This window comes from Agrobacterium cavarae, assembly GCF_004310285.1.
GTDB lineage: Bacteria > Pseudomonadota > Alphaproteobacteria > Rhizobiales > Rhizobiaceae > Agrobacterium > Agrobacterium cavarae.
Window position 1 is genome coordinate 92,495 of sequence record NZ_SISF01000034.1, and the last position, 18,575, is coordinate 111,069.

Below are 18,575 nucleotides of genomic sequence, written 5' to 3' on the forward strand. Positions count from 1 at the left end.
TCAGTATTGCTGACCTATCGATGTTTTTGTACATGTTTGCGTCATAAAACGAAATATGAGGAAACAGACCCATGCTCGATTGGGAACAAATCTTCGCCACCCGCTCGTCGCGGATGAAAGCGTCCGAAATCCGGGAGCTTCTCAAGCTTCTGGACCAACCGGACATCATTTCCTTTGCGGGCGGTATTCCCGATCCGGCGCTGTTTCCCGATGCGGAATTCAAGGAAGCCTATGCGGACATCTTCTCCGGCCCCCAGGTCAATTCAGCGCTGCAGTATTCGGTGAGCGAAGGCTACAAGCCGCTGCGCGAATGGATCGTCAAGGACATGGCGAAGATCGGCATTGAATGCTCGGTCGATAACGTCTTCATCACGTCCGGTTCGCAGCAGGCGCTGGATTATCTCGGCAAGCTGTTCCTGTCGCCGAACGATACGGCACTTGTCACATGGCCGACCTATCTCGGCGCGCTGTCTGCCTTCAACGCCTATGAGCCGAACTACGACCAGCTCAACCCGGGCGGCAATCGCACGCCTGAGACCTATCGCGACAACGCGACCAAGGCGGGTGGTTCGGTCAAGTTCGCCTATCTATCTGCCGATTTCTCCAACCCGACGGGTGAGACGGTCGATCTGGCAGGTCGCAAGAAACTGCTGGAACTCGCCGATGAGCTCGATATCGCCGTCATCGAAGATGGTGCCTATCAGAACCTGCGTTTCGACGGTCAGCCTGTCACGCCGATCATGGCGCTGGACATCGAGCGCAATGGCGGTATCGAAAAGACCCGTACCATCTATTCCGGCAGCTTCTCCAAGACCTTGGCGCCTGGCCTTCGCGTCGGCTTCGTCGTCGCTGCCATGCCTGTCATCCGCAAGCTGGTTCTGATGAAGCAGGCTGCCGATCTGCATTCCTCCACCATCAACCAGATGGCGATCGAGCATGTCGCGTCCCGCGGTTTCGACGGTCAGGTCGCCAAGATCAAGGCTGCCTATAGCGCACGCCGCGATGCCATGCTGACGGCGCTCGACAAATACATGCCGAAGACGGCACGCTGGACGAAGCCGGAAGGCGGCATGTTCGTCTGGGTGACGCTGCCGGAAGGTCTCGATGGTGCGGAGCTTCTGGCGCAATCGCTCTCCAGTGAGCGCGTGGCCTTCGTTCCAGGCAAGGCCTTCTTTGCCGATGGTTCGGGCAGCAACACGCTGCGCATCAGCTTCTCCTGCGCCAATGAGCAGATGATCGATGAGGGGATCAAGCGCCTCGGCCGCCTGATCGCCAATGCCGAGACCACGACCAGAGCGACGATGCCGATCGTGTGAGGTCAGGGAAGGGCGCTGTCCCTTCTCACATGACAGACTGATGCTGGCCGACTTTGAGAGCGGCCAGTGTTCGAAGCGAGCCTTCGCTCCATCATCTAAAGGATCTTTGCGTTGGTGCCACGCATCATGCAACACGTCCGCTTTCCATTTGAAGGATATGCGCCATGGCCAGAACCTACCCCTTCCATCAGGTCGATGTCTTTTCCGCCAAGCCCCTGAAGGGCAATCCGCTTGCCGTGGTCTGCGATGCCGATGACTGGTCGGATGGGGAGATGGCGGCTTTTGCCAACTGGACCAATCTCAGCGAGACGACCTTTCTGATGAAGCCGACGGTTGAGGGTGCGGACTACCGTGTGCGGATTTTTACGCCGGTGGGCGAGTTGCCCTTTGCCGGTCATCCCACACTCGGCACCTGCCGTGTCTATCGCTCGCATTCCGGGCAGACCGGCAAAGACGAGATCGTGCAGCAATGCGAGGCAGGTCTGATCAAGATTAGGATCACCGGCGAAAGGCTTGCTTTTGCGGCTCCGCCGTTGCGGAAGTTCGGCGCGGTCGATCCAACATCTATTTCGCAGGTCGCAGCGGCACTGGGGCTCACGCCTGAGGTGATCCTGGATGCAAGCTGGACGGATAATGGTCCGGGTTGGGTGTCGCTGCTTCTCAGGAGTCGCGCCGATGTGCTTGCCATCAAGCCGAATTTCTCTGCAATCGGTGGCTTCAAAGTCGGTGTCGTCGCGCGCTGCAAAGCGGAAGACGGGATCGATGCGGACTTCGAAGTGCGAGCCTTCTTTGAAGGTGGCGAAGATCCGGTGACCGGTAGCCTCAATGCCGGCCTTGCGCAGTGGCTGATCGGCGCCGGTGTGGCGCCTGCTCGCTATATCGCCAGCCAAGGGACTGCTCTTGGTCGGGCAGGGCGCGTCAGCGTCGACAAGATCGGCGACGACATCTGGGTCGGCGGGCAGGTGACGACTTTGATCGAAGGAAAGGTTACGCTTTAACCGCGAATGTGACAGTCAAATCCTGTCTGTCACATACACGTTATGCAGGTGTGTTTTAGCGGTCCCAGCTTCAAACAGGGACCGCACTCATGAAAACGCTTCTTTCAGCCTTCACTGCCATCGTGTCGCTCGGTCTTCTCATGGGCAGCGCCAATGCTGCCGATCTGGTGCTCTATACCAGCCAGCCGAATGAGGATGCACAAGCGACCGTCGATGGCTTCAAGGCCGCCAATCCCGGTATCGATGTCGAGTGGGTGCGCGACGGAACGCCAAAGATCATGGCGAAGCTTATGGCCGAGATCGAGGCGGGCAATCCGGTTGCCGACGTTCTGCTGATCGCCGATACCGTGACGCTCGAGCGCATGAAGCAGGCCGGACAGCTGATGGCCTACAAGTCGCCTGAAGCCGTGCATTATGACGCCACGCTGTTCGATGCGGATGGCTATTATTACTCCACCAAGCTCATCACCACCGGCATCATGTATAACACGCAAGCCGCTATGAAGCCGACGAGCTGGAAGGATCTTGAGAAGCCGGAAGCCAAGGGCCTCGTGACCATGCCGAGCCCGCTGACCTCTGGTGCTGCCCTGATCCATGCACAGACGCTGGCGGCCGTGCCCGGCCTTGGCTGGGATTACTACAAGGCGCTGAAGGACAATGGCGCGATTGCTGCTGGTGGCAACGGCGCGGTTCTGAAATCCGTCGCTTCCGGCGAGAAGGCTTATGGCGTCGTCGTCGACTACATGCCGATCCGTGAAAAGGCCAAGGGCGCGCCGATCGAGTTCGTCTTTCCGAGCGAAGGCGTGTCTGCCGTGACCGAGCCGGTCGGCATCCTTGCCCACACCAAGCATGCGGATGCGGCCAAGACGTTCGTGGATTATGTGCTGTCGACCAAGGGACAGGAAGGCTTCGTCAAGCTCGGCTATATTCCTGCGCGCAACGATGTTGCCCTGCCAGCCGGCTTCCCCGCTCGCGACCAGATCAAGGTGCTGCCGCTGAACCCGGCAGAAGCGCTGAAGAATTCCGAAAAGGACCTCAAGACCTTCTCCGATATCTTCGGCGGCTCCAAGGGCTGATCCTTCTCTATGCCAGCCTTTTCAACTCATGGAAGCAGCCAGCCACGCTGGCTGTTTCCTTTTGTCGTCACAGTCGTCTTTATGCTCAGCGCCTTGCCGCTGGGGCGACTGGCCTATACCGGCATCATCTCGTCACTCAAAGGTGACATGTGGCCGTTGCTGAGCGATCCGGCTTTGTGGCAGGCCGTGGTCAACACGCTCTCCACCTCATTCTTTGGCATGCTGATCTCGCTTGCGATTGGTGGCGGTTTTGCGCTGGCGCTGACGCTTTGCAATATTCGCGGCAAGTCTCTGCTGAGCTTCCTCTTCATGCTGCCGATGATGATCCCGCCGCAGGTGACGGCGCTCTCCTGGATCGGCATGACCGGGCCTTCCAGCACGCTGTTGAAGGCAATCGGTCTGGCGCCGCCGCTCGGCTCTGCCCAGCCGCTCTATTCGATCTTCGGCATTTCGCTGCTGCTTGGCGTCCAGCACGCGCCGCTCGTCTATCTCTCGTTGCGGTCCGGATTGCTGGCGCTGCCGCAGGATGGGATCGAGGCGGCGAAGCTCTCGGGCGCTTCCTCCTGGCGGGTGCTCAAGGATATCATCCTGCCGCTCTCCATGCCGGGGCTGATTGCCGGTGCCGCGATCGCCTTTGTCTCGGGGGTAGGCAACTTCGGCATATCCGCCATTCTCGGCATACCGGCCTCGATCTTCACCCTGCCAACGCTGATCTACAGCCGCTTCTCCAGTTTCGGCAGCAGCACCTTTGGCGATATCGCCATGCTGTCCGGTATGATCGCGATCATCTCGGTTCTGGGCCTCGCGATCCAGGAACGGGCTATGAAGGGGCGCGATTATCGCATCATCGGGCTTTCCGGCAAGGCGGCCACCTTCCAGCTTGGGACATGGCGTCTGATCGTCGAGACGCTTCTGTGGCTCTCCATGCTCATCATCCTTGTCGCGCCTCTGACGGCGCTGGTCGCAAGTTCGCTCGCTCCGGCCTATGGTGTGCCGTTGACGCTGAAGACCGCGACGATCCATGCTTACGAGGAAATCCTGTTGCGGCAGGCCGTGACCCGCACGGCCTTCATCAATTCGCTGTTTCTGGCGACAGTCACCTCCCTGTGTCTCCTGCTGGTGACTGTGCTGACGGCCTATTTCCTTGTGCGTGGCCAAAGCCGGTTCATGTTCCTGCTGTCGGCGCTTGTGGATATTCCCTATGCGCTGCCGGGCGTGGTCATTTCCGTGTCCTACGTGCTGCTGTTCGCGGCCCCGATCCCACTTGTCGGCATCACGCTCTACGGCACGCTGTGGATCATTCTGCTGGCCTATTTCTCCTCCTTCTTCGCCGTGAGCCTGAAGCCGATGGTCAGCGCTTTCACCCAGTTCGACCCGGTGCTGGAGGAGGCGGCGAGGCTTTCGGGGGCCGGTTTCTGGAGACGGATGAAGGATATCATCCTGCCGCTCGTCGGCCCCGCCGCTGGCGCCTCCGTCATTCTGGTCTTTCTGATTGCCTGCAACGAATTGACCGTCTCCGCGCTGCTCTGGTCGGCGGGAACGCAGACCCTTGGTGTGGTGATCTATAATCTCGACGATAGCGGCAGTTTCGATCTCGCCTCGGCACTCTCCGTGCTGGTGGTGGCGATGGTGATTGTACTGATGCTGCTGCTCGAAGTGCTCGGCCGCAAGCTGCCGAAGGGAGTTGTGCCTTGGCGAAACTGATCCTCAACCGCCTGTCGAAAAGCTTTGGTGGTGGCAAGCCTGCGGTCAATGATGTGTCGATGACGATCCGCGAAGGCGGCTTTCTGGCGCTGCTTGGTCCTTCCGGCTGCGGCAAAACGACGGTGCTGCGGATGATTGCAGGCTTCGAGCAGCCGAGCGACGGGGCGATCCTTCTGGGTGAGCGGGTGCTGGCGGATGCCGGCAGCATGGTGCCGCCGGAGCGCCGCAACATGGCGATGGTCTTCCAGTCCTACGCATTATGGCCGCATATGACGGTGGCGGAAAATACCGGCTATCCGCTGAAGGTGCGTGGCATTTCCGGTGAGCGTTACCGCCGCAAGGTGATGGACGCGCTGGCAACCGTGCGGCTCGACGCTTACGCCGAGCGTCGCCCATCGGAGCTTTCGGGCGGGCAGCGTCAGCGCGTCGCGCTTGCGCGCTGCCTCGTCACGGAGCCGGATGTGGTGCTTCTGGACGAGCCGCTTGCCAATCTCGACCGGCATCTGCGCCAGGAGATGGAAGAAACGTTTCGTGAGTTCCACGCCACCTCCGGCGCGACGATGGTCTATGTGACGCATGATCAGGCCGAAGCCATGGCGCTTGCGACAGATGTCGCAGTGATGTCGGAAGGCAGGCTGTTGCAGATGGCGCCACCGGCGGAGCTCTATGCACGACCTGAGGGACGTCTCGTCGGCTCGCTGGTCGGGCAGGGCGCCATTGTCTCGCTTAAGCTCCCGGAAGCTGCGCCGCGGGCGCTGGATTGGGAGATGCTGAAAACAGTTATGCAGGCTGAAGAGGGAATATCTCCGCCAAGTGACATTCTAGTCCGCCCGCAGGATGTGCTCCAAGACGCCGAGGGTATCGCCTGCCGGGTGAGCAGCATTCTGTATGAGGGCGAGCGTTACGCGCTGCGCCTCACGTTACCGGATGGGCAGGCACTGCGTGCCTATTCCCGGGAGCCCGCGGCACTCGGGGCGATCTATCCCGTCGCCATCCGCTCGGCCTGGCGATTATAATCTGGGTCACTTGGCTTCCAGTCAGAAGCGACTAAGTTGGGCATTCATTCGGGAATGATTCATGTCGCTGCGGCTTGCCACCTTCAATATCGAGAACCTGATGACCCGGTTCGATTTCACCGGGTTTCGCAACCAGACCCGTCGGGATCGCGCCATGCAGCTCTTCGATGTGCGCGACGAGGCGACCTATAATGCGCTGGAAAGTGCGCGCATGCTGGCTTCTACCGATGACACGCGCCAGCTTTCGGCACTCGCCATTGCCGATGCCGACGCGGACATTCTTTGCCTGCAGGAAGTCGATAACATGGCGGCCTTGCAGGCCTTCGAATATGGCTATCTCTACCGCATGGTCGGCAATGGCTATCGCCACAAATATCTCGTGGAAGGCAATGACAGCCGTGGCATCGATGTAGCGGTGGTCATGCGTGACGAGACGCTGGATGGCGAGAAGATCGAGCTTGTCGATGTTCGCAGCCATGCAGCACTCACCTATCGCAATCTCGACCTGTTCAACGACGAACTGGCGCTGACCAATGCCATTGATGACAAGATCTTCAAGCGCGACTGCCTGGAGCTTGAGCTTAAGATCGGCGGCAAGCCTTTCTCTCTCTTCGTCACCCACCTGAAATCCATGAGCAATGCCCGCGAGTCCACCGATGCGCGGCTTGGCACCATGCCCATCCGCGAGGCGGAAGTGCGCGCCATCCGTCGCATCATCGAGAACCGTTTTGGTCTGGATCAGGTGCGCCACAGAGATTTCGCCATCTGCGGCGACATGAACGATTATCAGGAGCGGGTCGTCATCGCCGGCAACCGCCGGACAGGCTACAGCTTTACGCCGGTGACGGAAGAGCGCAGCGCGCTCGATCTCCTGACCATGGATGGCTTTGCCATCAACCCCATGCAGCGCCGCGATGTGATGGATCGCTGGACGCTGTATCACTCCAGAGGCCCGCAGGAGCAGCATCTTTGCCAGCTGGACTACATCCTGCTGTCGCAAGGCCTTGCCGAGCGCAATGCGGCACGCGTGCCGGAAATCATTCGCGGCGGGCAGCCTTACCGCACCGTCTTCCCACCAGGGCAGGAGGTGGAGCGCTATCCACGCACCGGCTGGGATCGGCCGAAGGCATCGGACCATTGCCCGGTGGTGATGACGCTGGATTTGGGGTGAGGCGATCCGCAGGCGTTCGCCTTTGGATATTCAGCGATCGGTAAAGGTCTAGTCGTCTGAAACACAATTGCCTGGGCCGAAGCCTAAGCGAGCCAGTTTCTCGCGAAGCGCATCGTCCGTTGCAGTTTCAAGAGACAACAGCCCTGTATAGGGATCGCCGGATTGTTTCATGGCCGACCAGAAAGCCGGCTCAGTCTTCATACCCTGTTGCCGAAAAAGCTTGATCGCATCTTTGAAACCCTGACCGCCGATGGCAAGAAGCCGCCTTTCGATCTCGAAGTGACGCCAGCCATTTTGGAGCGCAACCGGCTGAGGGCTTGCGAAGATCTCGAAGTCCCAGCCATGCGCATGAAAGGTTACGATGATTGGTCGGTCCTTGGATATCCACTGCCATATCCGCACGTCGCTCATCGTGCCGTATGCGTTCTGAACATCCGTCAAAAACGCGTTGGGGTCCGGCGCATGGCAGAGAATGTCGATATCGCTCTTCTCTGTCTCGACGCCAAGAGGCGGCGTCCCGGCGACCCTGGGGTCATAGGCTCTCAGGGCTTTCAGGACGCCAAGTTGCTGGACGGCGATTTCGAAATGAGGTCGCGTGATCTGCATCATCCCCGCATCGAACATAACGGCTTATGGATGTCCGGGCCGAAACCGATCATCGAGATCGTCGAGGTTTCAGCCCGAAAGGAGCGAGCCTAAGGCGCTTTACACGCCTTCGAACTTCACCGTCACGCCGCGCTGGCGGAAGTAGGCCTGCATCAACTTCCGCCCGGAGCGGTTGTTGTGCGAAAGCTTGGACGCGTCGAAGGTCGCTTCCTTCAAGCCCGCGTGCTTCAGCGCCGCCTTCAGGTTGGCGATGTGCAGATCGATATCGGCATTGTCTGCGCGCAGCGATTCGTAAATGCGATCTGTCGCGTCCGCTACCGTCAATTCGCTCATCGTCATGCTCCTGTTCGTTCCGGCTGATGCTCAGCCTCAGTGCGGTTGTCAGAGCCACACTTTTTCCAGCAGCGCAAGCTTTTTGCCTGGAGAACCGGTGGAGGCTGTCTGGGTGAAAAGGTTTGTCCGGCCCCATCAATCAAACAGAGCGCTTCCCTTTTTGACTGGACGAACAAATTTCTTCTTTACATAGAGGGGGAATCTGATAATTCGGCGGCACTGGTTTGCCCTTGTAGCTCAGTTGGTAGAGCACCTGATTTGTAATCAGGGGGTCGCGGGTTCGAACCCTGCCGGGGGCACCAGTAAAATCAACGGCTTGAAGCCGTTTCCTCCCTAAAACATGTCGCATTGTGTTGCAAAGCAGGTCTCTACGTTTGCGGGGCTTGTCCGTCTGCCCACGGCTGTCGCACGCAACATGGACTGCGACATGCAACACGAAAATGGATCACCCTGCATTCATTTGCTGTCGTGCGCGCTCGGCGTAGACACGCTGCAACGCCTTCATTACGGCACCAGTTAAGAGCAGCGCTTGCTTCGACGCTTCGACCTAGCTCACGCCCATCGCCCAGGCGAGGGATCCTTTCATTGTCTCTTCGTATGCCCTATCGTCACTCATCTCATGAGGGCTGAGTGATGGGCGAATTTCTGGTTTTTCTTGCGGGTTTGCCAAGCATTGCATTGAGCGCGATTTTCGGCGGCCTCTTTGGACTGGTTGGTGGTCTGCTCGGTGTCATTCTGAAGCGATGGGGGTTTACGAATGCGTGGAGGTACGCGGCTGGGATTGCGGTTGCGGTTTCTGTCCCCCTGACAAGCAATCTGATCAAACCCGCGATCCAGGACGCCGCTTTAAACGATGGCCTGCCGCGAAAGCTTGATGATTTCACCATCCACGAGGCGACGAAAATCATACCCAGTGGTGTCGAGTACCGCTTCAGATTGGTGGGTGCCATCCCGCCCGACTTCAAAGTTTCCGCGGTGAAGCAAAAGAACCTGCAAGGGCTTTGCCAGATTTGGAAGCCGGATTTAGACGCGGGTCGAGCAACCAAGATTATATATTCTTACACATGGGACGGTGGCGCCGATGCCTATTCCGTTGTGCCAGGGGATTGCAAATAAGCGACAGAACCCGAGCCAGAAAGCCATATCTGGCTGACTCGGCATTTTCTCGCAGTGGCGGTCTGGCGTGGTTTGTTTCCATGCTGCACGTCGTCATCGAGTTAACGCAAGAGACGCTGAACTCTGCAATATCTCGCACGCCTCTGGCCGGATGTTTCAATCGCAGGCATAGAATAGGCCTCGCTGTCGTCGCCTGGAGGAAGAGAATGTTCGAAGCCGCTTTCGTGATCGTTTGGGGGCTGATTTACCTGGCCTGCTGGCTGCTGCCTTTTCAGCTTTCAAAGCGTATCGCTATGCACCGCTATGCGGGATGGCTCCGTTTCCTCGTGATTCTCCTATGTTCGGTTCTGGCGATCGCCATTTGTTTTGTCAGCACCATCACCGTATTCGCGTACCATATTGCGCCCGCCGGGACCTTTATGGAAACGCTGTTCGTCGGGATCGGGCTTTCTATCTGGGCGACCATGCGAGGCAAAAAGCGCGTGCCTGTTGCTGTTTTCGAATGAGCGTCTGCAATTTGGTCCGTCAGACTTCGTCCTTGCGTTGCCGTTCCCATTGCTCCTGATTTCTTTATTGCCGGGCTTTCCACAATTTTGTCCCTCCTTCGCCTATCATGGTCACGCGCCGGACAAATTTGCGGGTGATGGGCTTCGGCGCGCCGTTTCAGTTGCTGCGCGCTCTTCCGTGGTTTGGCGTTTTACGTTCAAAACCGCAGGCGAGGGGTGCCGTGGCTGATGAAAATTGCGTATGATCCCGCCAGCCCTTGTGCGTGGTATCACCCGCAGAGGCGGATTTCGGTAATGCGAGTACAGGTGTTTCGGTGATCGATCCTTATGTTTTGCTGGGTGTTGAGCGCGAGGCCGATGAGGCTGCGATCAAGGCTGCCTATCGCAAGGCGGCGAAGAATGCCCATCCGGACAGCGGCGGGGATGCCGACCAGTTCGCCAAGCTGCAACTGGCCTATGATCTGTTGAAGGACCCGGTGCGCCGCAAGGTGTTCGACGATACCGGCTATGATCCGCAACTGGCCGATCCGAAGGATTTGAAGGGCCTGTTGATGCTGGAAACGCTGGTGAACGAGTTCATTCTCGATGAGCGCGAGCCGGGGAGTTTCGATCCTGTCGCCGCCATGCGGCGCAAGCTGACCGACGATATTCTCAAGAGCCGCTTTCATATTCTCGAGCTAGAACGCCATCGCACCCGCGTGCGCAAGCATATGGACCGGCTTGGCATGAAGCCGGAAACGGATGTGCTGGGCTCCATGCTGCGCGCGCGCAGCCAGTCACTTGCCGAAGCGATCCGCAATGCCGAGCATCAGATCGAGGTCATCGAACAGGCCTATACGATGCTGGAAGGCTATTCCTATGAACTGGAACGGGCAATCTTGGCCGAGCCTGTGCTGAAAGGCGAGGCGGCGGAGTAACGTCGTTCGCCCAAGCGCAGCGGTGCCATGCCCGGCCATGTGGATGCCTGCGGTCTGCGATTCATGTTCAGATTTGAACCACGACGGCCTCCGCCGGACGTTCCTCAGGGACCGTTGACCAGTGCGAGAATGAGCTGATGCACCGCACCGCCATTGGTGAGTTCGACCTTGTCGAAATCCCGCCCGCGCTGGCGCTGCTCGTCTGAAAGCTCCTTCAGCCGTTGCTGTAAGACGGCGCGCACCTTCTGACACTTCGGATCGTCTTCCGCCCGCAGGCCGACGCTATAGGCCTCGATCTTCTTCACCATGTCGAGAATATGCTCGCCATGCACGCGTTCGTGCTTTTCCACGCCGGCAATGAAGCGCTGCCAGCTGGCCGCAACATCCGCCGGAAGTTTCGCCGGCGCCTTCGGCCATGTGTAGATGATCGTCAGGTTGGGTCGCGCGGTCGCCAGGATGCAGGCGCCATCCGGTTGCGGGCGGTAATCGCGCCGCCAGGTCAGCTTGAAGGTGGTGTGGGCAACGGCCTGGACACCGGCCTGTGGCCCACGTTCGCCGATGGATCGATAGAGCTCGATGCCGGAACTGCCGGATATGGCATAGGTCTTGATCTGTTCGGAGGGTTGCCAGTTCGCGGTTTGGGCTTGCGCCGCCATGGGTATCAGAGATGCCAGGAAAAAGCCCGCAAGGGCGGCGAGGGGGCGGAAACTGGGCAAGCGGAAAGTCCTATTGATCATTCACGGGACGATAAGCGAAGTGATGGTCAGCGGGCAAGCGGCTTGCGGATGCGCTTGGTGCTAAAGTGCCGTGCGTCCTATTGGAGGCACAAAGAACGCGTTTCTTTTGAATCGACGCATCGTGCTTTCTGAAAATCGAGTCCGATTTTCGGGGCCGATGCTGTACGTGGTTTGCCCTCGCACACCGCATGTGGCTCTCGGGATGATCTCCCTCCACGGAAGCCCGAAACAACCGGTACGCCGCAATGCATGGGACGCGATCATGACTCCACACTCGAGGTCTCAATCGCGCATGAAAAAGGCCCCTGCGCGTAGAGCGCAGGGGCCGTTGATCGATCGCCCGAGGGCGCGTGCGATCAATCAATCGTCGAGCTTGTCGTAGTCCAGCTTCGGCGCGTTCTGCAGCGCTTCCTTGGTGGTGTCGACGTGAGCCTTCCACGTGCCATTGTCGTTGTTGATGGCAACGGAGGTCGGGTCAAGAACGACATAGCTCTCGTTGATGCCGAGGAAGCCGCCGACGCTGGCAACGATACCGATGACAGCCTTGCCATCGCCGATCACGACGTCTTCGATTTCGCCGATTTCTTCGTTCTGGGCATTGTAGATGTTCATGCCTTCAAGCTGATCAGCGGTCAGGTCGGTCTTCTGCACGTTGACAAACTTCAGCGGGCCAGCTGGCTTCGTACCCATGGTAAAGCCTGGACCAGACATCATCGCATCAGCGCCGGCAGCGGCTGGTGCAGTGGCAGCCGGAGCGGCAGGTGCAGCAGTCTGGGCGAAAGCGACGGAGGAGGTCAGAGCTGCAACGGCAGCGAGTGCGAAAACCTTGTTTTTCATGAATGTTTCTTCCCTTTTGTATGCTGAACATTTTGTTCGGGGGAAGAACGGGTGGGGGCGATTTTGGTTCCACACTGTAATGGACGATTAGATCGTCTTAAGGTAGCGTTGAACTGTATGAAGTTGTGCTGGTCGAGTCGGCTGTCGTGTTCGGCTCAGCCTGTGTTGGAAACGATATGAGGGTTTTATGGAGAAGAGGCGAACGAGGGCTAGCGTAGGTTTACCACTTACAGAGGAGCAGAAGGTCGTCTTTGACACCGCCAAAAAAGCTGGGCCACATGCCGTCTGTTTCTTCAACAACAAAGGTGGGGTTGGCAAAACGACTTTGGTCGCAAATCTGGGAGCCGAGCTTGCATTGAATTTCGGAGCGCGCGTTCTTCTTGTTGATTGTGATCCCCAATGTAATCTGACGCAGTACGCACTGGGAGATGAAGAATCCCTGAAGCTTTACTCAGATGCGGATCCCCAGTCGGTTTACAGCGTGATACGGCCTCTAGCGTTGGGGAAGGGCTACAGTTCCAATCTCCCGATCATAAAGCCCGAGAAGTTTGGATTCGATTTAGTTGTTGGTGATCCTAGGCTTGCTCTGCAAGAAGACCTTCTTGCTCAAGACTGGAGAGACGCCAAGGCCGGCGGAATGCGAGGTATTCAGACTACATTTGTTTTCTTTGACCTGCTTAAGAAGGCTAAAGACCTAAATTATGATTTCGTACTGTTTGATATGGGTCCCTCGTTGGGCGCTATTAATCGTTCTATACTGCTAGCTGTCGACTACTTTGTGGTTCCTATGGCGATCGATATTTTTTCGATATGGGCGATTAGGAATATTGGTCAGACCGTCTCAGTTTGGCGTCGTGAGCTACAGTCCGGCATCAGCATTGCGGAAGACCCCAGCGAGTTGCCAGAGTTTGAACGCGATCATAGTCTAAAATTCATCGGCTATGTCACTCAGCAGCACAAAGAGCGTGGTTTTACTAAGTCTGATGACGATAAAGATGGTGGTCAAACGAAGAGAATTGTTCAAGCTTATCAAGAGATCAACAAAAATATCCCTGCAGAGATCGAGAAAAGCCTTTCGCCATTCTATACTAAGGGAAATATAAATCCTCACTTAGGGGAAGTTCGCCACCTAGGTAGCCTTGCCCCTATGTCACAAAGTCAAAATACACCATTGCTTAACGTCGCCGCCGGTGGAGGGTATATACAGCTGAGAAAACAAGCTCGGGAAATATACCGAGATATCGCTGAGAAATTTCTGAGTAACATAGTGTCGGCGTGAACTCATGAACTTTAATAACGACCTCGTCGATGATCTTGCTAGACAAAAAGTTGTGCTGTTCTTGGGAGCGGGCGTATCCTCTAGCGCGCCCACCAATAGCGGCCAGAAGATGAGAGGTTGGCCTGCATTTCTAGAATTTGCATCTACTATGCTGGATGTTGATTCGTCTCAGGAGGTAAAAAACCTCGTAGCTGGGAAGGACTATCTTATTGCTTCTGAGATTCTTCAGGAGTCCTTGGGCGACAAATGGAACGAGCTGATTGTTGATGAATACGGTCAAAGCGCTAAACCCTCAAAACTACATGAGGGCCTTGTATTACTCGATCAAAGAATAATTATTACGACAAACTTCGATAAGTTGCTCGAAACTGCTTGGGACAATAAGTTTGGTGACTCAACACACTATCCTATTGTAATATCAGGGGTTCAAGATAAAGTATTCTCCATACTAAAGGAAAATTCTCGGCGCTATATAGTAAAGATACATGGTAGCATTGATGACTCGGATAATATTGTTTTTTCTCGGTCTCAGTATGTGAGGTCCGCTTTCGAGAATCCTGCGTATAATAATTTTATGGACTGTCTTCTTCTAAATTATACCTTTCTCTTTGTCGGCTTTTCCATGGACGATCCAGCCATAGTAGGTCTGATGGAAGGTTACGCGTTTCGATATCCAAAAGCACGGCCTCATTATATTTTTGCTGCTGAAGGTGGCTCGCAAAGAATAACGGATATCAACCAGAAACTAAGAAAATTAATATCGTTAAAATATGATGCGCGTGATGATCATTTACTGTTGCCTACTCACCTAAGAGAGTTGGCACAGCTGATGCACAAGCGACGCAATGAAATCTACACAGAAATGAAAAATCAGCTTTCTCGGGTGCAGAGCCAGTCCTGAGTAGTTCAAAAATAATCATCCACAAACTTCAAAGCATCGATAATCGACACCCTCCACAACGACCAAACATGGTCCCCATCGGTAATGCGCAATTCCGATTTGCGGTTGTCGGCCTGTAGGGTCTCGTGAAGGGCGACTGCGCCGCGCCAGAGGTAGAAGCCGTCGTCGTCTCCGACGGTCAGGTAGGTGGCCGGGAGGTCCTGGGATTCGGCGATGTGCTGGGCGACGAGGGTGAAGACGTTTTTTTCGTTGAAGAGCCTTGCATCGAAGGGCGTGCCGAAGGCGCCGGAGAAGTGGTCGCCGGTGGAGGGCAGCACGATGCCGCTGGTGATGGTGGCGCGATCGACGCGGTGGAAGAAGGCGCTGTCCTGGATGAGTTTCAACTCGGCGGGGGTCTTGTCGAGATCGGAGGCGGGGACGTTCTGCCAGATGGCCCCCGACAGGCTGGCGACGGCGGCGTAAAGATCTTCATGCGCATAGGCCAGATGCAGCGCGCCGAAGCCGCCCATGGAGAGGCCTGCAATGGCGCGGCCTTGCCTGTCCTTGCGCACCGGCAGCGTCTTTTCGACATGGACACGCAGATCGCCGGTGATGGCGGTCTCATAATCGCCGGGGCCATCGACGGCAGCGGAATTCACATACCAGCTGTTCTTCACGCCCGGCATGACGACGACCAGCGGGCGGATGGTACCAGCGGCGATCATGCCGTCCAGCGTCTTTTCGATATTGCCGAGGTCGCGCCAGCTGTTTTGGTCGCCATCATGGCCGTGCAGCAGATAGAGCACCGGCCAGCCATTTTCCGGCGGTTCGCCATCCGGGCGATAGATGTTCACCAGGAGATCGGCGTTCAGCGCGTTGCTGTGAAAGGTGGCGTCAGCCAGCGTGCCGGCGAAGGCAGGCGAGGCGAAGCAGGCGAAGGCCAGGGCCGAAAGAGCAAGGTGGTGCAGCCGCATGTCGCTTCTCCCCCCGTTTCATTGCGCGCAACGGGAATGCCGTCGCGCGCTTGAAAGTTCCCGCGTTCTGTCTGTGCGTGGGCTATTGCCCCGGTCTGCCTGTCTTGCCCTTGGTGCGGCCCTTGCGCTTTTGTTCGCCGGGGTCTTCATAGGAGCCGACGCCGACTTTGCCGCGCTTGAGCGGGCGTGGATCGTCCTTGTCGCCGGTGGCGCGTTCCGGCTGACCTTCCAGAAGCGGCGAAAAGCGCTTGCCGGATTCTATTGCTGGTTTTTCCGGTGTCGCGCCGCGGACGGGTTTTTCCGTGCGGCCGACGGTCATTTCATCCAGCGTGTTCTTGCGGAACAGCGGCTTCACCATGTCTGTGCCAGGGCCCATGTCGTCCAGCGAGGGTTTGGCGAAGAGGGATTTTTCCGGTGTACTCGGGCTACCCCCTTCTGTACTGCCGGACATCTGGCCCTCAACAGGGGAGATCGACCCGCGGCTGGCACTCGATCCAGTTTTTCTGGACCTGCTTCCGCCCTCTTGTGATCGTGCTTCGTCTTTCGCGATCGGATCATCCATGGCGGCGAGTTCGGCGGCTTTGAGGCGCTTGATTTCGTCGCGCAGGCGAGCGGCCTTCTCGAAGTCGAGATCGGCTGCGGCATCGCGCATCTGTTTTTCCATGGCGTTGAGATGCGCCTGGAGATTGTTGCCGACGAGGTGGCCGCCATCCGCAAAGCCCTTGCCGGAAACGCCGGAAATATCGGCCCTTACGTGGTCGCGTTCATAAACTGAATCAAGAATATCGGAGATCTTCGCCTTGACCGATTCCGGCGTGATGCCGTGTTCTTCATTATAGGCCATCTGCTTTTCACGGCGGCGGCTGGTTTCCTCCATCGCCCGCTTCATCGAACCGGTGATGTTGTCCGCATAGAGGATGACCTTGCCATCGACGTTACGCGCGGCGCGGCCGATTGTCTGAACAAGCGAGGTTTCGGAACGCAGGAAGCCTTCCTTGTCCGCATCCAGAATGGCAACGAAGGCGCATTCGGGAATGTCCAGACCTTCGCGCAGCAGGTTGATGCCCACCAGCACGTCGAAGGCGCCGAGACGCAGGTCGCGGATGATTTCGATACGCTCGAGCGTGTCGATGTCGGAGTGCATGTAGCGCACACGCACGCCCTGTTCGTGCAGATATTCGGTCAGGTCTTCCGCCATACGCTTGGTCAGCACGGTGCAGAGCGTGCGGTAGCCTTTGGCGGCGGTCTCGCGGATTTCGCCGAGAACGTCGTCCACCTGCGTGCGTGCGGAGCGCACTTCCACCGGCGGATCGATAAGACCCGTCGGGCGGATGACCTGTTCGGCAAAGACGCCGCCGGATTGCTCCAGCTCCCAGCCGCCGGGCGTGGCGGAGACGGAGACCGTCTGTGGGCGCATTGCGTCCCACTCCTCGAAGCGTAGCGGGCGGTTGTCCATGCAGGAGGGTAGGCGGAAGCCGTATTCGGCCAGCGTCGCCTTGCGGCGGAAGTCGCCCCGATACATGCCGCCGATCTGCGGAATGGTGACGTGGGATTCGTCGATGAAGATCAGGGCATTGTCCGGAATATATTCGAACAGGGTCGGCGGCGGCTCGCCGGGGGTGCGGCCCGTCAGGTAGCGCGAATAGTTTTCGATGCCGTTGCAGGAGCCGGTGGCTTCCAGCATTTCGATATCGTAGCGGGTGCGCTGTTCAAGGCGCTGCGCTTCCAGCAGACGGCCCGCCTTTTCCAACTCGGCCAGACGATGCTTCAACTCTTCCTTGATCGACTTTATTGCGCCGTTCAGCGTCGGACGCGGAGTCACATAGTGCGAGTTGGCGTAGATCTTGACCGATTGCAGATCGCCGGTCTTCTGGCCGGTCAGCGGATCGAATTCGGTGATGCTCTCGATTTCGTCTCCCCACATGGAAATGCGCCAGGCGGCATCTTCCAAGTGGGCGGGGAAAAGCTCGATCGTATCGCCGCGCACGCGGAAGGAGCCGCGCTGGAAATCCATGTCGCGCCGCTTGTATTGCTGCGCCACCAGGTCGGCCAATAGCTGGCGCTGGTCCAGCTTGTCGCCCACCTGCATCTGGAAGGTCATGGCGGTGTAGGTTTCCACCGAGCCGATACCGTAAATGCAGGAGACGGAGGCGACGATGATGCAGTCGTCTCGCTCCAGAATCGCGCGGGTGGCGGCGTGGCGCATCCGGTCGATCTGCTCGTTGATCGAGGATTCCTTCTCGATATAGGTGTCGGAGCGCGGCACATAGGCTTCCGGCTGGTAGTAATCGTAATAGGAAACGAAGTACTCCACCGCGTTGTTGGGGAAGAAGTTCTTGAATTCGGAATAGAGCTGGGCGGCCAGCGTCTTGTTTGGCGCCAGGATGACCGCCGGGCGCTGCGTCGCCTCGATGACCTTGGCCATGGTGAAGGTCTTGCCCGAGCCTGTGACGCCGAGCAGCACCTGGGAACGGTCGCCGGAATTGATGCCTTCCACCAGATCGGCAATCGCGGTGGGCTGGTCACCGGAGGGCTTGTACTCTGTGACCATTTCGATAGCGATGCCGCCTTCGGATTTCGGCGGGCGGACAGGACGGTGCGGCGTCCACAGCTTGCCGTCCTTGAACAGCGGGTTGCCACTTTCAATCAGCTTGGAGAGCGCATCCACGGTGGCCGTAACCGCACCGGGCGCCAGCGACTTGGCGTCTTCCAGCGAGACATCCATGCCGGCCACCGGGTTGAGGCCAGCGGCGGCGCGCGTCTTCGGATCGGACGAGCCACCGATGGAAACGCCGCGCGAGGTTTTGGACGCCGTCGGCGTCTTGCTTGCCTTGGCGGCAGCCTTTTCGGCTTCCTTGCGCGCTTCGATTTCGATCTTCTTGCGATGCTTGCCTGCCTTGGAGGCGACTTCGCGCTGGGTCTCCACGGAGGTCGCTTCGGCTTCCGCCTCAAGCTGCTTCACCCAGTCAGCAACAGAGCCGGAAAGGGGAGCGCCTTCGAAAGACGCCTGGGGCATCTCGTCAAAACCATTGGAGTGGGAGCTTTCGGAGGATTTTTTCGGTGATCTGGCCATGGGCAGAATATGGAGCGCTTAAACCCCAAAAGGAAG

Annotated in this window: 17 protein-coding genes and 1 tRNA gene; 12 read left to right on the top strand and 6 right to left on the bottom strand. The window is 57.8% G+C overall.

Going from position 1 to position 18,575, the window contains the following annotated elements:
- The first annotated feature begins 71 nt into the window (after positions 1–71).
- The 6 genes from EYC79_RS21260 (at position 72) to EYC79_RS21285 (ending at position 7,281) form a co-directional block, all read left to right on the top strand.
- Complete coding sequence (locus tag EYC79_RS21260; RefSeq protein ID WP_062440695.1) at positions 72–1,316, top strand: aminotransferase-like domain-containing protein; 1,245 nt, start codon at positions 72–74, stop codon at positions 1,314–1,316.
- 164 nt (positions 1,317–1,480) lie between these two features.
- The gene (locus tag EYC79_RS21265) at positions 1,481–2,314 is read left to right on the top strand and encodes a PhzF family phenazine biosynthesis protein (protein WP_130979443.1); all 834 of its coding nucleotides are present in this window, start codon (positions 1,481–1,483) and stop codon (positions 2,312–2,314) included.
- 89 nt (positions 2,315–2,403) lie between these two features.
- Complete coding sequence (locus EYC79_RS21270; protein ID WP_130979444.1) at positions 2,404–3,390, top strand: ABC transporter substrate-binding protein; 987 nt, start codon at positions 2,404–2,406, stop codon at positions 3,388–3,390.
- A 9-nt stretch (positions 3,391–3,399) separates the two neighbouring features.
- The gene (locus EYC79_RS21275; protein ID WP_130979445.1) at positions 3,400–5,094 is read left to right on the top strand and encodes an ABC transporter permease; all 1,695 of its coding nucleotides are present in this window, start codon (positions 3,400–3,402) and stop codon (positions 5,092–5,094) included.
- Positions 5,082–6,110, top strand: coding sequence for an ABC transporter ATP-binding protein (locus EYC79_RS21280; protein ID WP_130979446.1), 1,029 nt, complete (start codon positions 5,082–5,084; stop codon positions 6,108–6,110). The genes EYC79_RS21275 and EYC79_RS21280 overlap by 13 nt, the downstream gene beginning before the upstream one ends.
- A 61-nt stretch (positions 6,111–6,171) precedes the next feature.
- Positions 6,172–7,281 carry an endonuclease/exonuclease/phosphatase family protein gene (locus EYC79_RS21285; protein WP_130979447.1) on the top strand — a complete coding sequence of 370 codons (1,110 nt, stop codon included), beginning with the start codon at positions 6,172–6,174 and terminating at the stop codon, positions 7,279–7,281.
- Between the two features lie 48 nt (positions 7,282–7,329).
- Here the strand turns inward: EYC79_RS21285 and EYC79_RS21290 are convergent, their stop codons facing one another.
- Positions 7,330–7,890: a DUF4269 domain-containing protein gene (locus EYC79_RS21290; protein WP_245495336.1), complete on the bottom strand. Its 561-nt coding sequence runs from the start codon at positions 7,888–7,890 to the stop codon at positions 7,330–7,332.
- Between the two features lie 96 nt (positions 7,891–7,986).
- Positions 7,987–8,220, bottom strand: coding sequence for a hypothetical protein (locus EYC79_RS21295; protein ID WP_130979448.1), 234 nt, complete (start codon positions 8,218–8,220; stop codon positions 7,987–7,989).
- Positions 8,221–8,446: 226 nt separating this feature from the next.
- Here EYC79_RS21295 and EYC79_RS21300 point away from each other — a divergent pair.
- The 4 genes from EYC79_RS21300 to EYC79_RS21315 all read left to right on the top strand — a co-directional run bounded on the left by EYC79_RS21300 (position 8,447) and on the right by EYC79_RS21315 (position 10,759).
- Positions 8,447–8,522: transfer RNA gene (locus tag EYC79_RS21300), tRNA-Thr, on the top strand.
- A 331-nt stretch (positions 8,523–8,853) separates the two neighbouring features.
- Complete coding sequence (locus tag EYC79_RS21305; protein ID WP_130979449.1) at positions 8,854–9,336, top strand: hypothetical protein; 483 nt, start codon at positions 8,854–8,856, stop codon at positions 9,334–9,336.
- Positions 9,337–9,542: 206 nt separating this feature from the next.
- Entirely contained in the window at positions 9,543–9,842 is a 300-nt protein-coding gene (locus EYC79_RS21310; RefSeq protein ID WP_130979450.1) for a hypothetical protein, read from the top strand.
- 314 nt (positions 9,843–10,156) lie between these two features.
- The gene (locus tag EYC79_RS21315) at positions 10,157–10,759 is read left to right on the top strand and encodes a J domain-containing protein (protein WP_062426650.1); all 603 of its coding nucleotides are present in this window, start codon (positions 10,157–10,159) and stop codon (positions 10,757–10,759) included.
- A 104-nt stretch (positions 10,760–10,863) separates the two neighbouring features.
- Here EYC79_RS21315 and EYC79_RS21320 read toward each other — a convergent pair whose 3' ends face one another.
- Together EYC79_RS21320 and EYC79_RS21325 are read right to left on the bottom strand one after the other, a co-directional pair.
- Positions 10,864–11,415 (bottom strand): DUF922 domain-containing Zn-dependent protease, encoded by a 552-nt coding sequence (locus tag EYC79_RS21320; RefSeq protein ID WP_245495355.1) that lies wholly within the window; start codon positions 11,413–11,415, stop codon positions 10,864–10,866.
- A gap of 441 nt (positions 11,416–11,856) precedes the next feature.
- The gene (locus EYC79_RS21325) at positions 11,857–12,333 is read right to left on the bottom strand and encodes a PRC-barrel domain-containing protein (RefSeq protein ID WP_062440716.1); all 477 of its coding nucleotides are present in this window, start codon (positions 12,331–12,333) and stop codon (positions 11,857–11,859) included.
- Positions 12,334–12,520: 187 nt separating this feature from the next.
- Here EYC79_RS21325 and EYC79_RS21330 point away from each other — a divergent pair, with 187 nt between their 5' ends.
- Both EYC79_RS21330 and EYC79_RS21335 read left to right on the top strand, forming a co-directional pair.
- The gene (locus EYC79_RS21330) at positions 12,521–13,612 is read left to right on the top strand and encodes a ParA family protein (RefSeq protein ID WP_130979451.1); all 1,092 of its coding nucleotides are present in this window, start codon (positions 12,521–12,523) and stop codon (positions 13,610–13,612) included.
- Between the two features lie 4 nt (positions 13,613–13,616).
- Positions 13,617–14,513, top strand: coding sequence for an SIR2 family protein (locus tag EYC79_RS21335; protein ID WP_130979452.1), 897 nt, complete (start codon positions 13,617–13,619; stop codon positions 14,511–14,513).
- A 5-nt stretch (positions 14,514–14,518) separates the two neighbouring features.
- On the opposite strand, the gene EYC79_RS21340 is transcribed toward EYC79_RS21335, so the two are convergent.
- Positions 14,519–15,466 (bottom strand): alpha/beta hydrolase, encoded by a 948-nt coding sequence (locus EYC79_RS21340; protein WP_130979453.1) that lies wholly within the window; start codon positions 15,464–15,466, stop codon positions 14,519–14,521.
- An 82-nt stretch (positions 15,467–15,548) separates the two neighbouring features.
- A complete protein-coding gene (uvrB, locus tag EYC79_RS21345) occupies positions 15,549–18,539 on the bottom strand; it encodes an excinuclease ABC subunit UvrB (protein ID WP_130979454.1) in 2,991 nt (996 codons plus the stop codon).
- Positions 18,540–18,575 lie beyond the last annotated feature (36 nt).

Excerpts from the sequence above, each read along its gene's own strand:
- EYC79_RS21270 (WP_130979444.1), top strand. The coding sequence starts at position 2,404 with ATGAAAACGCTTCTTTCAGCCTTCACTGCCATCGTGTCGCTCGGTCTT.
- EYC79_RS21340 (WP_130979453.1), bottom strand. The coding sequence starts at position 15,466 with ATGCGGCTGCACCACCTTGCTCTTTCGGCCCTGGCCTTCGCCTGCTTC.
- EYC79_RS21290 (WP_245495336.1), bottom strand. The coding sequence starts at position 7,890 with ATGATGCAGATCACGCGACCTCATTTCGAAATCGCCGTCCAGCAACTT.
- EYC79_RS21320 (WP_245495355.1), bottom strand. The coding sequence starts at position 11,415 with ATGGCGGCGCAAGCCCAAACCGCGAACTGGCAACCCTCCGAACAGATC.
- uvrB (WP_130979454.1), bottom strand. The coding sequence starts at position 18,539 with ATGGCCAGATCACCGAAAAAATCCTCCGAAAGCTCCCACTCCAATGGT.
- EYC79_RS21305 (WP_130979449.1), top strand. The coding sequence starts at position 8,854 with ATGGGCGAATTTCTGGTTTTTCTTGCGGGTTTGCCAAGCATTGCATTG.
- EYC79_RS21310 (WP_130979450.1), top strand. The coding sequence starts at position 9,543 with ATGTTCGAAGCCGCTTTCGTGATCGTTTGGGGGCTGATTTACCTGGCC.
- EYC79_RS21330 (WP_130979451.1), top strand. The coding sequence starts at position 12,521 with ATGGAGAAGAGGCGAACGAGGGCTAGCGTAGGTTTACCACTTACAGAG.
- EYC79_RS21325 (WP_062440716.1), bottom strand. The coding sequence starts at position 12,333 with ATGAAAAACAAGGTTTTCGCACTCGCTGCCGTTGCAGCTCTGACCTCC.
- EYC79_RS21260 (WP_062440695.1), top strand. The coding sequence starts at position 72 with ATGCTCGATTGGGAACAAATCTTCGCCACCCGCTCGTCGCGGATGAAA.
- EYC79_RS21285 (WP_130979447.1), top strand. The coding sequence starts at position 6,172 with ATGTCGCTGCGGCTTGCCACCTTCAATATCGAGAACCTGATGACCCGG.
- EYC79_RS21295 (WP_130979448.1), bottom strand. The coding sequence starts at position 8,220 with ATGAGCGAATTGACGGTAGCGGACGCGACAGATCGCATTTACGAATCG.
- EYC79_RS21265 (WP_130979443.1), top strand. The coding sequence starts at position 1,481 with ATGGCCAGAACCTACCCCTTCCATCAGGTCGATGTCTTTTCCGCCAAG.
- EYC79_RS21275 (WP_130979445.1), top strand. The coding sequence starts at position 3,400 with ATGCCAGCCTTTTCAACTCATGGAAGCAGCCAGCCACGCTGGCTGTTT.
- EYC79_RS21335 (WP_130979452.1), top strand. The coding sequence starts at position 13,617 with ATGAACTTTAATAACGACCTCGTCGATGATCTTGCTAGACAAAAAGTT.